Source organism: Pseudomonas sp. NY15354, from assembly GCF_048068075.1.
Lineage (GTDB): Bacteria > Pseudomonadota > Gammaproteobacteria > Pseudomonadales > Pseudomonadaceae > Aquipseudomonas > Aquipseudomonas guariconensis_C.
Genome location: NZ_JBLUPV010000003.1, coordinates 230465 through 243445, shown reverse-complemented (window position 1 = coordinate 243445; position 12981 = coordinate 230465). Strand labels below are relative to the sequence as shown.

Sequence of the window (12981 nt, the reverse complement as noted above, 5' to 3'; positions counted from 1 at the left end):
CAAGAAAAGTGAGGAACAAGGGATGGACCATCGCAAACGCATCAGGACGCTGGGCTCGCTGGCCATGCTGACCCTCGTTGGCAGCGGCGGGGCGCACGCGGCCGAGGCCTTCTCGGCGGATTCGAAATGGATGACCGGCGATTGGGGCGGTACCCGCACCGAGCTGCTGGAAAAAGGCTACGACTTCACCCTCGACTATGTCGGCGAGGTGGCCGGGAACCTGCACGGCGGCTACAACGACGACAAGACCGCCCGCTACAGCGACCAGTTCGCCCTGGGCGCGCATCTGGACCTTGAGAAGATCCTGGGCTGGCATGACGCCGAGTTCAAGCTGGCCATCACCGAGCGCAGCGGTCGTAACTTGTCCAACGACCGCATCAGCGACCCACGCGCTGGGCAGTTGAGCTCGGTCCAGGAGGTCTGGGGGCGGGGCCAGACCTGGCGCTTGACCCAGATGTGGATCAAGCAGAAATACTTCGATGGCGCCCTGGACGTGAAATTCGGCCGCTTCGGCGAGGGCGAGGACTTCAACAGCTTCCCGTGCGACTTCCAGAACCTGGCCTTCTGCGGCTCCCAGGTGGGCAACTGGGTCGGTGGCATCTGGTACAACTGGCCGGTCAGCCAATGGGCGCTGCGGGTCAAGTACAACATCAACCCGGAATTCTTCGTGCAGGTGGGGGCCTTCGAACAGAATCCGTCGAACCTTGAGACCGGCAACGGCTTCAAGCTCAGCGGCAGCGGCACCAAAGGTGCGATCCTGCCGGTGGAGATGGTCTGGTCGCCCAAGGTCAACGGCCTGCCGGGCGAGTACCGGTTGGGCTACTACTACAGCACCGCCAACGCCGACGATGTCTATGAGGACGTCAACGGCCAACCCCAAGGCATCACCGGCAACGACTTCAAATCCCAGTCCAGCAAGCACGGCTGGTGGGTCGTGGCCCAGCAGCAGGTGACGGCGCACAACGGTGACGTCAACCGGGGCCTGAGCCTGTTCGCCAACTTCACCGTGCATGACAAGGCCACCAACGTCATCGACAACTACCAGCAAGTGGGCATGGTCTACAAAGGCCCCTTCGATGCCCGGCCCAAGGACGACATTGGTTTTGGCATCGCGCGGATCCACGTCAATGACGACGTCAAGAAGCGCGCCGAGCAGCTCAACGCCGCCAGCGGCATCGACGACTACGACAATCCAGGCTTCGTGCCGCTGCAGCGCACCGAGTACAACGCCGAGCTCTACTATGGCTTTCATGTCACCAATTGGCTGACCGTGCGGCCCAACCTGCAGTACATCAAGAGCCCAGGCGCGGTGGATGAGGTCGACAACGCGCTGGTCGCGGGATTGAAGATTCAGTCGTCATTCTGAGAAAAATTGTTGTAAATTTACGCCATCCATTCCCGGCCACTTCATTTCCACTGGAGCTCAGTGGAAATGAAGCCCGCGCCGAGACAGCGCTATCTCAAACAACAAGAGCTTGGAACCATGCCCGAACATCCGCTACATCGCTTCTTTTGCGCGCAGAGGCCCAGGCCGACGTTCGAGTGGGAGCGTTATCAGCAGCGCGATGTGTTGATCATCGATCACCCCCGTTGCCAGGCGGTATTCAGTCGCCAGGGGGCGCAACTGGTGCATTTTCAGCCTGCCGGTGAACGGCCTTGGTTGTGGTGCGCCGAACAGTGGCCGCTGGCTGGGGCGATCCGAGGTGGCGTACCGGTGTGCTGGCCCTGGTATGGGCGTCATCCCAGCGAAGACCTGTGGCCGTCCCATGGCTGGGCGCGCCTGCTCGACTGGAAGCTGGTCGAGAGCCAGGAGGACGAAGAGGGCGTGACCTTGACTTGGCGCCTGCAGCTGTGCGACTGGCAAGTGGACCTGCGCGCGCGATTGGGCAGTGGTATGGAACTGAGCTTGACCACCGAGCACCAAGACAGCGAACCGTGCCAGTTGAGCCATGCGCTGCTGGCCTATTGGCGTATCAGTGACGTCTCGGAGATAGCGCTGTCTGGGCTTGAGGACATCGAAGGCTACGACCGCCTCAATCGCCAGGCCTGCCGCGAGGACGGTGCGCTCAAGGTCAAGGGCGGCTGCCAGAAGGTCTACCCGGGTACGCCCCGGGTGCAGTTGCAGGATCCCGCCTGGGAGCGTGAGCTGTGCATCGACAGTGGCGATTCCGATGACACCGTGGTCTGGCACCCCGGCAAGCGCCCCTTGGTGGGCGTCAGCGGACGGGAGTGTCAGCGGTTCGTCTGCGTCGAGATCGCCAGTGGCAGTGGCGAGGGCCTGAGCCTGGCGCCGGGGCAGCAGGCTCATCTGAGCCTGCAGGCGCACCGGCTCAGTTGAGCTCGTCGTCCTCGATCGGGTAGCGGCTGGCGTTGAGGCTTTCCTTGATCTTGCGCAGGTGCGGCTGGAAATCCACGCCGCGGCGCAGGGTCATGCCGGTGGCCAGCACATCGAGCACGGTGAGTTGGATGATCCGCGAGGTCATCGGCATGTAGATGTCGGTGTCTTCCGGCAACGGGATGTTCAGGCTCAGGCTGCAGGCCTTGGCCAGGGGCGAGCCAGCGGCGGTCAGGCCAAGCACCGAGGCGCCGTTTTCACGCGCCACGCGGGCCACCTCCACCAGTTCGCGGGTGCGACCGGTGTAGGAGATGATCACGAACAGATCGCCGGTGTGGGCGACCGAAGCCAGCATGCGCTGCATGAGCACGTCGGCATGGGCCGACACCGCGAGGTTGAAGCGGAAGAACTTGTGCTGGGCGTCAAGGGCCACGGGGGCCGAGGCGCCCAGGCCGAAGAAGTGGATCTGCCGGGCCTGGATCATCATGTCCACGGCGCGGCTGACCTGGTGTGGGTCGAGTGCCTGGCAGGCGCTGTCGAGCGAGGCGATGGCGCTGCCGAAGATTTTCTGGGTGTAGGCGGCTGGGTCGTCGTCGGCTTCCACCGCACGGCTGACGTAAGCGGCGCCGCTGGCCAGGCTCTGGGCCAGTTGCAGCTTGAGTTCGGGGTAGCCGCTGACACCGAAGGAGCGGCAGAAGCGGTTGACCGTCGGCTCGCTGACCTTGGCGGCCTGGGCCAGCGCGGCAATGCTGAATCGGGTAGCTTGTTGCGGGTTGAGCAGGATGACTTCGGCGACTTTGCGTTCGGCCTTGTTCAGCTCGTCGAGGCGTCCCTGGATCTGTTCCAGGAGGTTTCTCACGCGGTCCATGGTATGTCCTTGGGTCGGGAAGACAGCCGGCTGAGGGAACAGCGGGCTTTTTGCACGGTGTCTATCGTACTGTCGGCGAGGTTGCCGTACCACTTGTCTGTCACAGTTGTCGGTAATGTTGTGGTTTTTACTACATTACCCCTTGAAAACCGCGGTTGAAAACGATATTCCTAGGCCAACTTTAGGAAAGAACCAACATCATGGCTGCGATCAGTGTAGAACCTTGCACCTTTGCCTTGTTTGGCGCCCTGGGCGACCTGGCACTGCGCAAGCTGTTTCCCGCGCTCTATCAGCTCGACCGAGCCGGCTTGCTGCATGCCGATTCACGCCTGCTGGCCCTGGCTCGTGAAGCCGGTGACGGCGAGCAGCATCTGGCGACCATCGAGGCGCACCTGCGCCGCTTCGTGCCAGAGGCTGACATCGAACCCGGCGTGCTGGGGCGCTTCCTCGGCCGTCTGAACTATCTGCGCCTGGATTTTCTCCAGGCCGACGGCTACCAGACGCTGGCCGAGCAGGTCGCAGCAGACCTGCCATTGATTGCCTATTTCGCCACTCCCGCCTCGGTGTACGGCGCGATCTGCGAGAACCTGGACAAAGCCGGCCTGGCCGCCCGTACTCGCGTCGTGCTGGAAAAGCCCATCGGTCATGACCTGGAGTCGTCCCGTCGGGTCAACGATGCGGTGGCGCGGTTCTTCCCGGAGAACCGGGTCTATCGCATCGACCACTACCTGGGCAAGGAGACGGTGCAGAACCTCATTGCCCTGCGCTTTGCCAACAGCTTGTTCGAAACCCAGTGGAACCAGAACTCCATCTCCCACGTGGAAATCACCGTGGCCGAGAAAGTGGGGATCGAGGGGCGCTGGGGCTACTTCGACAAGGCCGGGCAGTTGCGCGACATGATCCAGAACCATCTGCTGCAGTTGCTCTGCCTGATCGCCATGGACCCGCCGAGCGACCTGTCCGCCGACAGCATTCGCGACGAGAAGGTCAAGGTGCTCAAGGCCCTGGCGCCGATCACTGGCGAGGCCCTGAGCACCCGTGTGGTACGCGGGCAGTACATTGCTGGCTACAGCGATGGCGCGCCGGTGCCAGGCTACCTGGAAGAAGACAACGCCAACGCCCAGAGTGATACCGAGACATTCGTCGCCCTGCGCGCGGACATCCGCAACTGGCGTTGGTCTGGTGTGCCGTTCTACCTGCGTACCGGCAAGCGCATGCCGCAAAAGCTGTCGCAGATCGTCATCCACTTCAAGGAAACACCGCACTACATCTTTGCCCCCGAGCAGCGTTTGCAGATCGGTAACAAACTGATCATCCGCCTGCAACCGGACGAAGGCATTTCTTTGCGGGTGATGACCAAGGAGCAAGGCCTGGACAAAGGCATGCAACTGCGCAGCGGGCCCTTGCAGCTGAATTTTTCCGATACCTGGCGCAGTACGCGTATCCCGGATGCCTACGAGCGTCTGTTGCTGGAAGTGATGCGCGGCAACCAGAACCTGTTCGTGCGCAAAGATGAAATCGAATATGCCTGGACCTGGTGCGACCAGTTGATCGCCGGCTGGAAGAACGCCGGCGATGCACCCAAGCCCTACGCGGCGGGGTCCTGGGGGCCGATGAGCTCCATCGCACTGATCACACGTGACGGGAGGGCGTGGTATGGCGATATCTGAACTGCAACTGCCGGCAAGCGTAACGATGCATTCGCTGGCTGACAGCAAAGCCTTGGCGGCGACGCTGGCCCATGACGTGGCCGAAAAGCTGCGTCAGGCCATTGCCCGCAAAGGCGCGGCGTGTCTGGTGCTGTCGGGTGGCCGCAGCCCGGTGCCGTTCCTGGAGAAGCTCGCAGGCGAAGCGCTGGACTGGTCGAACGTCACGGTCAGCCTGGCCGACGAGCGCTGGGTGCCGGTCGCGCACGCCGACAGCAACGCCGGCTTGCTCGCACGTCACCTGTTCAAGGGGCCGGCTGCCAAGGCCCGCTTCGTGGGCCTGTATCACTACGCCGAGAATCTCGAGGCCGCCGCTGTCCTGGCTGACCAAGCCCTGGCTGCGCTGCCTGCGATCGATGTGCTGGTGTTGGGCATGGGCGATGACGGTCATACGGCCTCGTTGTTCCCGGCCAGCCCCAATCTGGATGAAGGCCTGGATGTGCGCAGCGCCCGCCGCTGCCTGCCGATGTTGGCACCGAGTGTGCCGCGCCAGCGCCTGAGCATGACCCGTGCCCTGTTGGCCAGCGCCGGCTTCACCGCCCTGTCTGTGCAAGGCTCGGGCAAACTCGCTACCCTGCGCGCCGCATTGGCGGCCGCTGACCCAACCGAAATGCCGATTCGCGCCTTTCTTCACGACCCCCTGGACATCTACTGGTGCCCATGAGCCAAGGATCCACTCTCATGACCACGCTCGAACGCCAACAGCCTCTGCTCTCGATGGCCGAGAAAGCCGCCCGGATCGACGCGATCTGCGCTAAGGCGCGGATTCTGCCGGTGATCACCATCGCCCGTGAGCAAGACATCCTGCCCCTGGCCGACGCCCTGGCCGCCGGTGGCATCCGCACCCTGGAGGTGACCCTGCGTTCCGAGCATGGCCTCAAGGCCATTCGCGTGCTGCGTGAGCAGCGCCCGGAGCTGTGCGTCGGTGCCGGCACCGTCCTGGATCGCACCATGTTCACTGCCGTCGAAGCCGCTGGCGCACAGTTCGTGGTGACCCCTGGGGTAACTCAGGACATCCTCCAGGCGGGCGTCGAAAGCGACATCCCGCTGCTGCCCGGCATCAGTACGCCGTCTGAAATCATGATGGGCTACGCCCTGGGCTACCGTCGCTTCAAACTGTTCCCCGCCGAAATCAGCGGCGGCGTAGCGGCGATCAAAGCCTTCGCCGGCCCGTTCGGCGACATCCGCTTCTGCCCCACCGGTGGCGTCAACCCGGCCAACGTGCGCAACTACATGGCCCAGCCCAACGTGATGTGCGTGGGCGGGACCTGGATGCTCGACAGCAGCTGGATCAAGAACGGCGACTGGGCGCGGATCGAGGCTTGCAGTGCCGAGGCGATGGCGCTGCTGGACTGAACCTGATTTGTTGTGTGCTACAACGCTTGTGGGGCGCCGAATTGGCGCCCCTTTTTTGCCTGCCATGAAGACGATGTGTGAGCGCTGCCCGGGGGCGCGGTCCTCAATAGAGGCTCCGCACGTGCCTGCGGTCGGTCCGGGTCAGAAGCGGGCGGTGATGGACTGTGGGTCTTCGGATGGATTGTCGAATCTGCCACCGGGAATGATGCGAGCGTCAAAACCTCGGCCAAGGCTGTAAGCGTCCTTCTTGCCGAAGATCGGCTTGTCGATGTGGCCCGTGGTTCTCTTGCTTTTGCGTGACTTGAGGTATTGCGCACGGCTGACCTGCACGCCCACGGTGTCGGTGAAGGTGGTTAAGCCGTTGCTGAGCACCGGCATTGTCACCACCCGCCCCTGAGGGTCGTGCCCTTGGAAGACCAGGAACCATGCCTTGCCGTCTTTACTGCCTCGCCGGCACGTGTCGCCCATCAGGCAGCGTTCGTAACCGGACACCTCGTCCGTGCCGTCGGGAATCACCAGTTGCAGTTTCGACTCGACGAAGTCTGTGAACAACTGCAATTCGCGAAGCGCTTTGCTGGATGCGGCCGGTGGATGGTTGGTTACCACCGGGCCGGTTGAAAGGGCATACGGCATCAGCCTGGCGCGCGTGTCGCTCGACAGCGGCATGGCTTCGATACGGGCCATCAGCTGCGTGTATTGCTCCAGGCGTGCCTGGTAGGCGGCCCGTTCCGCTTTTGACGACCACTGTGGCGCGGGCACCGCCAGGCCATTGCTGGCGTTGGCGACGCTGGCTTTGCTCGGTTGGGAGGGCGCCGGAGATGGGCGCTGCTTGGTCGCCAGCAGCGTGCCGCCGAGCAGGGCAACGCCTACCAGTAACCACGCTATCAGCGCGCGGCGCAGGAGAAGTCCGGCCAGCAATCGGCGCGGCCAGCTCAGCGCGGGCGCTTCGAACACCAGGCGGCGGGCGAAGAACTCGTGCACGCCTTGTTCGATCAGCGCGTCATCACAGGCGATGCCCTGGCGTTGATAGTAGCCACGGATGCGTTCGGCGACTTCCTCGCGGCGCCGCGGCAGGTCCAGGTGTTCCTGCATCTGGCGTTGCTGAAGGCGTAGCTCGTCGACCAGGGCCATGGCCCCCATCTGTTCGCGGAATGTGCCGTTGCTCATTGCGCGGCTTTGGTCAGCAGGGCGGAGAAGGCACGCTTGGCGTCTTCCACGGCGTTGGCGATTTCCTGTGCAGCCTTGCTGGATTCGGCACGGTAGGTGTCGGTCAGGCCTTTCATGTCATTCTGGAAGTCCAGGGTGGCCTGGGCCAGGGCGCGTACCGAATCGACGCGGACGGTCGAGCCATAGCTGGCCTTGAGCGCGGCGTCCAGCTGTTGGTTGCCCAGTTGGCCAAGGGCTTCGAGCCCCTTGCTGATGCCATCGGTGGTGGCATTGAGCGTGTGGGTGGCCTCGTTCATGCCCTGGTTGGCGGTGAACGAAACGGCCAGGCTGGTCAGCACCACTTCGTTGGTGGAGAAGAACGAAACCATGCGTTGGTACTGGCGTTCCTTGACCACGTGGACTTGGCTGATACGGGCGAAGACCATTTCGGCGGTGTTGTAGCCAACCCTCAGGTCATCGGCGATGTCCTTGATGATCTGGTAGCTCTTGTCTTCGTTTTGCAGTGCGCGCACGGCTTCGTCGCGGGCCAGTTCCAGCGCCGCGCGCCGGGCGGGGTCCTGCTGCTCGGCTGCGGTCACCTGGGCGCTGGCCGCATCCAGGGCCTGGGTGCGCGCCTTGAGCGCCTGGGCGGCGATGGCCAGCACCTGCTGGGCCTCGACCTCGGCGGTCTTCATCGCCAGGCGGAAATCCATATAGGCTTCCAGGATGAGGTTTTCCCGTGTGATCTGGTCGCTGGCGGCCTTGCTCACCTCCAGGTAGTGCTTGCGAATGTCGCCGAAACGGCTGGGAATCGAGCCGCGGGCCATGTTCATCCAACCCAGTTTCAGGCGTTCGAGGGTGTCCAGGCGACCATCGTCCATCCACGAGGCCATGTTCGCGGCGTCTTCGCGGATCGAGGTGAAGCTTTCGGTGATGTCCAGGTAGCGGTTGGCGATGTCCATCCCCTCGATCTGCTCGCGCACGATCTGGTTGAACAGGGTGGCTTGCTGCAATACAGCGGCGATGGCCGTGACACGGTCGTTGTCGTAATGCGCGACTTTATCCAGCAGCACTAACACCGGGGTGGGCTGAGCGGCGGGCTGGCCGAAGCTGATACCGAGTTGTTGCAGGCCATTGAGGGCTCGTTCCAGATATTGGCTCATGGGTGTCCTTGCATGAGTTGTGGGGCTGGGGAGAGGGTGCCGCTGACGCTGTGTTCCGGTGCTGTGGCCGGTGCCAGGCGTGCGGCCTTGATCGTATTGATCAGGGAACCCAGCAGCAACGTGCGATTCATGTAGCTGTCGATCAGTGACGCATAGTCCGGGCGCGGCGCATAGCGCTCGCCTGTGGGCAACAGCAGATGACAGGTGCACCGTACGGGTTCCTTGGACTGGGCGCCGCACGTGCAAGCGAATGGGCTCATGCTGGCGCGCAAGGCGAACTCCAGTGCCTCGGCGTGTCGAAGGGCATCCAATGCCTTGTTGATCTGTTCGGTGGCGAGGTCCAGTCGCTGGCGCAGTGCGAGCAATTCCCGGCTATAGCGCTCGGGCTGGGGCGAGCCGATGGCTGCCCATTGCGCAAGTGCCTCCTCCAGCGAGTCGGCCTTGAGTTCGTATTTCAGCCAGCGCAGGGCATCCTGGCCGTCCTCGTCCTCGCACCGCGCATACCGAAAGGCTTCGAGATGAAGGGGCTCGGCTTGGATCCAGCAAGCGATGACCTGATCGGCCAGCGCTTCGATGCGTTGCACTTGCTTGGCCTGGGCGGGCTGTTGACTCAATGCCTTGCGTAAATCCTCAAAGCGCTGCTCCAGCGCGCCTATGTGTTTGTCATGCTCGGCCAGTTGTGCGGCGCTGTGTTGTTGCATGGCGTTGAGCAACTGTTCATTGCGCAGGTTCTGGCTGAAATTGCAGTGCTTGGCGAGCCACTCGTCCAGAAGCCGGTTCAGTGCGTTGCGTCGATAGGTCGGGCTGGCAAAGCCTTGCTGGCGCAGGTACCGATACAGCGGATGGCGGACATAGGTCGCAAGCTTCTGCGTGCACTCCTGGCTGAGCAGCAGGTGGTCGCGCTTCACGGGCTCGCGTGCGTTGCGAGCCTGTTGCAGTTCGTACTGGCACTCACGCATCGCGGGGCTCTGGCTGGATTCGCCTAGCGCCTGTTGCAGACCCTGGTCCAGTTTGGCTTGATGTTCGCGCAGCGTCTGGGTCAATTCGGCAATGTCTTGGCGTGCCTTTTCCAGTTGCGCATAGCACTGATCTTGCCGCTGCTGACGTTGCTCGAGCGCGTGCTGGATCTGACAGGCTTCGAAGCTGTCATCGGCGATGTCGTACAGATCACTGAGAATGTGTACTTGTAATTGCAGGTGCTCTGTGTGCAGGTGGGAGCAACTGCGCAGGCAGTCGATTAGACGACTCAAGTAGTCGTGGCTATTTTGGTCAGCCAGTGCCATGAGGGTGACGGGAGTCATCAGAAGCAGCGTCCATGGTCCGTATGCCGGTGATCGAGTGATGGCGGACGGGTCCACGGGCCGTCATCCTTGATCGAAGCGGTGGAAGATGGAGCGAGTATACCCAGCATTTTGAGCAAAGTGATGGCTATGTGCTTTCTGTGTGTGGCCGAGCGATCTTGCGAAAAAAAAGGGCCCGTATCGGTGGATACGGGCCCTTTTCAGGGACGACTGAAGTTTACGCCGCCTTGGCTTCCTGCTGGCTCAGCGAGCGGTTCAGGGCGCTGAACAGTGCCTTGAAGCTGGCGGTGGTGATGTTCTCGTCGATCCCCACACCATGCACCGGGCGACCACCGGCCACACGCAGTTCGATGTAGGCTGCGGCCTTGGCGTTGGTGCCGGCACCGATCGCGTGTTCGTTGTAGTCCATGATCTCCACGCTGACTGGCAAGCCGGCGACCAGCGCTTCCAGCGCGCCGTTGCCTTTGCCGCGCCAGTGCAGGGTGGTTTCGCCTTCGCCGGCGACTTCAACTTCCACGGCGCTGTGGCCGTTCTCTTCCTGCAGGCGATGGCTGACCAGCGCGTACGGCGTGTTGGCTTGCAGGTACTCTTTGTGCAGCAAGCTGTAGATCTGCTGAGCGGTCATCTCGAGGCCCAGACGGTCGGTCTCGCCCTGTACCACCTGGCTGAACTCGATCTGCATGCGGCGTGGCAGGCTGATGCCGTACTCCTGCTCGAGCAGGTAGGTGATGCCGCCTTTGCCGGATTGGCTGTTGACGCGGATCACCGCCTCGTAGCTGCGGCCGATGTCGGCCGGGTCGATCGGCAGGTACGGCACTTCCCAGAGCGTGTCGTCCTTCTGCTTGGCGAAGCCCTTGCGGATGGCGTCCTGGTGCGAGCCGGAGAACGCGGTGTGAACCAGGTCGCCCACGTACGGGTGACGAGGGTGCACAGGCAGCTGGTTGCATTCCTCGACGACCTTGCGTACGCCGTCGATGTCGGAGAAGTCCAGCAGAGGGTCGATACCCTGGGTGTAGAGGTTCAGGGCCAAGGTCACCAGGTCGACGTTACCGGTACGCTCGCCGTTGCCGAACAGGCAGCCTTCGGCACGGTCGGCGCCGGCCATCAGGCCCAGCTCGGTGGCGGCGATACCGGTGCCACGGTCGTTGTGGCAGTGCAGGCTGATGATCACGCTGTCGCGGCGGTTGACGTTGCGGCAGAACCATTCGATCTGGTCGGCATAGACGTTCGGCGTCGAGACTTCGACGGTGGCCGGCAGGTTGAGGATGATCTTGTGCTCAGGAGTCGGGTTCCATACCTCGATCACTGCGTCGCAGACTTCCTTGGCGAACTCCATCTCGGTTGCGCTGAAAGTTTCCGGCGAGTACTGGAACGTCCACTGGGTTTCCGGCTGCTGCGCGGCATATTTGACGAACAGCTTGGCGGCGTTCACTGCGATGTCCTTCACACCTTGCTTGTCCTGGTTGAAGACGATGCGACGGAACGACGGCGAAGTGGCGTTGTACAGGTGAACGATGGCTTTTTTGGCGCCGCGCAGGGATTCGAAAGTACGCGCGATCAAGTCTTCACGGGCCTGGGTGAGCACCTGGATGGTGGTGTCGTCCGGGATGTGGCCGTCTTCGATCAGGGTACGCACGAAGTCGAAGTCGGTTTGCGAAGCGGAAGGGAACGAGGCTTCGATTTCCTTCACGCCGACCTGCACCAAGGTCTTCCAGAAACGCAGCTTCTTCTCCGAATCCATCGGCTCGATCAGCGACTGGTTGCCGTCACGCAGGTCGGAGCTGCACCAGATCGGCGCCTGGGTGATGGTCTTCGACGGCCAGGTACGGTCAGGCAGGTCGATGGTCGGGAAGGCGCGGTATTTCTTCGAAGGGTCTTTGAGCATGGTCATGGAAGCAATCCTTTTATGTGCGGCCGAGATCGGGCCTGCCGAGCGATAACGAGATGAGGAGGCGAGGCGACACGATCAGCCTGGTAGTCGGGCGCTGACCAGGCAGAGGCTGCGATGTTGTCGGAGCAGGATGAGGGTGCTGAAGGTTTTCATGCCTCAACCCTAACCAGTGGCTGGAGGGATGGCAAGCATTCGGAAAAAATTGAGAGGAATGCTTAAAAAAAGCGGTTGTGCGAGATTTTATGGCTCATATGTGAAGATGTCTTCGGTATTTTTGCGCTGTATTTTTCGATGGCGCAACTCGGAGCCCGCAGGGTTTTGTGAAGGCTTCCAAGACAGCGCCAGTCCTGTGGGAGGGGTACGCGCGAAACAGACTCCACCGATCCTCAGGGCTGGAATGCCCCGATGAAGATCGCCGGGTCCACCCGCGCATCATTGAGGCTGACATTCCAGTGCATGTGCGGCCCGGTCGCCCGCCCCGTGGCGCCCACGCGGCCGACCACCTCGCCACGGCGCAGCGTCTGCCCAGGTTTCACGTCGATCTTCGACATGTGGCAGAACATGCTGATGAAGCCCTGGCCGTGATCGACGAACACAGTACGGCCATTGAAGAAGTAGTCGCCCACCAGAATCACCTTGCCATTGGCCGGGGTCTTGATGGGCGTGCCGGCTGGCACGGCGAAGTCCAGGCCCGCATGGGGATTGCGCTCCTCGCCGTTGAAGAAGCGACGCACGCCGAACTTGCTCGACAGTGGCCCGCTGACCGGTTTGTCCAGGATCAGGTTGCTCGGCAGAGCTGGGCTGAAGCTGCGATAGGCCTTGATCTGCTCGGCAAGCTCGCGCTCGATGCGCTTGAGGTCGGAGGGCTCTGGATTGACCTGGCGCTTGTTCTTCAGGGTGATGTGCTGCTCGGGGTACTTCTTGCTGCCGACGGTGAAAGGGAGGCTGCGCGAGCCCTGGGACAGCACGGCGGTCCCAGGCTTTTGCGTCAGTGGGATGCCGACGATGGCCAGCCAGTTGCCTTGCTCCTGCACCACCAGCACCGGCTTGCCATCGAAGCGGGCGCTGGGTGCCGAGGCCGATGGGCCCAGGTCGACCACTGCCACACCGCCAGGCACCGGTTTGTTCAGTTGGCGGGTGATGTAGCTGGCCTGGGCGTGGGTGCCGAGCAACAGCAGGGAGAGGGCAAGCAGAGGAGCAAGCAGGCGGGGCATG

General features: G+C 62.6%; 11 protein-coding genes. 5 read left to right on the top strand and 6 right to left on the bottom strand.

The annotated features are described in order from the left end of the window. Positions 1-64 precede the first annotated feature (64 nt). Both ACNFCH_RS04790 and ACNFCH_RS04785 read left to right on the top strand, forming a co-directional pair. Positions 65-1366, top strand: coding sequence for a carbohydrate porin (locus tag ACNFCH_RS04790; protein ID WP_416742389.1), 1302 nt, complete (start codon positions 65-67; stop codon positions 1364-1366). 117 nt (positions 1367-1483) lie between these two features. Then, on the top strand, positions 1484-2338 hold the full coding sequence (locus ACNFCH_RS04785) for a D-hexose-6-phosphate mutarotase (protein ID WP_416742358.1): 855 nt from the start codon (positions 1484-1486) through the stop codon (positions 2336-2338). On the opposite strand, the gene hexR is transcribed toward ACNFCH_RS04785, so the two are convergent. Then, a complete protein-coding gene (gene hexR / locus ACNFCH_RS04780; protein ID WP_170831788.1) occupies positions 2331-3194 on the bottom strand; it encodes a DNA-binding transcriptional regulator HexR in 864 nt (287 codons plus the stop codon). The genes ACNFCH_RS04785 and hexR overlap by 8 nt on opposite strands. A 209-nt stretch (positions 3195-3403) precedes the next feature. Between hexR and zwf the strand changes: the two genes are divergently transcribed. The 3 genes from zwf to ACNFCH_RS04765 are packed head-to-tail and all read left to right on the top strand — an operon-like array spanning position 3404 to position 6265. Next, positions 3404-4873: a glucose-6-phosphate dehydrogenase gene (gene zwf / locus ACNFCH_RS04775; protein WP_337158855.1), complete on the top strand. Its 1470-nt coding sequence runs from the start codon at positions 3404-3406 to the stop codon at positions 4871-4873. Further along, positions 4860-5573 carry a 6-phosphogluconolactonase gene (gene pgl, locus ACNFCH_RS04770; RefSeq protein WP_337158856.1) on the top strand — a complete coding sequence of 238 codons (714 nt, stop codon included), beginning with the start codon at positions 4860-4862 and terminating at the stop codon, positions 5571-5573. Before zwf ends, pgl begins: the two co-directional genes overlap by 14 nt. Before the next feature lie 17 nt (positions 5574-5590). Next, positions 5591-6265, top strand: a complete 675-nt coding sequence (locus ACNFCH_RS04765; RefSeq protein ID WP_196162852.1) for a bifunctional 4-hydroxy-2-oxoglutarate aldolase/2-dehydro-3-deoxy-phosphogluconate aldolase — start codon at positions 5591-5593, stop codon at positions 6263-6265. Between the two features lie 141 nt (positions 6266-6406). Here ACNFCH_RS04765 and ACNFCH_RS04760 read toward each other — a convergent pair whose 3' ends face one another. From ACNFCH_RS04760 to ACNFCH_RS04740, 5 genes are all read right to left on the bottom strand, one after another. Beyond that, positions 6407-7432, bottom strand: coding sequence for a DUF6384 family protein (locus ACNFCH_RS04760; RefSeq protein ID WP_337158857.1), 1026 nt, complete (start codon positions 7430-7432; stop codon positions 6407-6409). After that, positions 7429-8574, bottom strand: a complete 1146-nt coding sequence (locus ACNFCH_RS04755; RefSeq protein ID WP_337158858.1) for a merozoite surface protein 3b — start codon at positions 8572-8574, stop codon at positions 7429-7431. The genes ACNFCH_RS04760 and ACNFCH_RS04755 overlap by 4 nt, the downstream gene beginning before the upstream one ends. Continuing rightward, a complete protein-coding gene (locus tag ACNFCH_RS04750) occupies positions 8571-9875 on the bottom strand; it encodes a hypothetical protein (RefSeq protein ID WP_416742357.1) in 1305 nt (434 codons plus the stop codon). The genes ACNFCH_RS04755 and ACNFCH_RS04750 overlap by 4 nt, the downstream gene beginning before the upstream one ends. A gap of 217 nt (positions 9876-10092) precedes the next feature. Further along, positions 10093-11766, bottom strand: coding sequence for a 2-isopropylmalate synthase (gene leuA / locus ACNFCH_RS04745; RefSeq protein ID WP_337158860.1), 1674 nt, complete (start codon positions 11764-11766; stop codon positions 10093-10095). Between the two features lie 386 nt (positions 11767-12152). Further along, positions 12153-12980 (bottom strand): peptidoglycan DD-metalloendopeptidase family protein, encoded by an 828-nt coding sequence (locus tag ACNFCH_RS04740; protein ID WP_337158861.1) that lies wholly within the window; start codon positions 12978-12980, stop codon positions 12153-12155. Position 12981 lies beyond the last annotated feature (1 nt).

Bases quoted from the DNA above. Each gene is read 5' to 3' on its own strand.
- ACNFCH_RS04790 (WP_416742389.1), top strand. From the start codon at position 65: ATGCTGACCCTCGTTGGCAGCGGCGGGGCGCACGCGGCCGAGGCCTTC.
- ACNFCH_RS04785 (WP_416742358.1), top strand. From the start codon at position 1,484: ATGCCCGAACATCCGCTACATCGCTTCTTTTGCGCGCAGAGGCCCAGG.
- zwf (WP_337158855.1), top strand. From the start codon at position 3,404: ATGGCTGCGATCAGTGTAGAACCTTGCACCTTTGCCTTGTTTGGCGCC.
- pgl (WP_337158856.1), top strand. From the start codon at position 4,860: ATGGCGATATCTGAACTGCAACTGCCGGCAAGCGTAACGATGCATTCG.
- ACNFCH_RS04765 (WP_196162852.1), top strand. From the start codon at position 5,591: ATGACCACGCTCGAACGCCAACAGCCTCTGCTCTCGATGGCCGAGAAA.
- ACNFCH_RS04760 (WP_337158857.1), bottom strand. From the start codon at position 7,432: ATGAGCAACGGCACATTCCGCGAACAGATGGGGGCCATGGCCCTGGTC.
- ACNFCH_RS04755 (WP_337158858.1), bottom strand. From the start codon at position 8,574: ATGAGCCAATATCTGGAACGAGCCCTCAATGGCCTGCAACAACTCGGT.
- ACNFCH_RS04750 (WP_416742357.1), bottom strand. From the start codon at position 9,875: ATGACTCCCGTCACCCTCATGGCACTGGCTGACCAAAATAGCCACGAC.
- leuA (WP_337158860.1), bottom strand. From the start codon at position 11,766: ATGACCATGCTCAAAGACCCTTCGAAGAAATACCGCGCCTTCCCGACC.
- ACNFCH_RS04740 (WP_337158861.1), bottom strand. From the start codon at position 12,980: ATGCCCCGCCTGCTTGCTCCTCTGCTTGCCCTCTCCCTGCTGTTGCTC.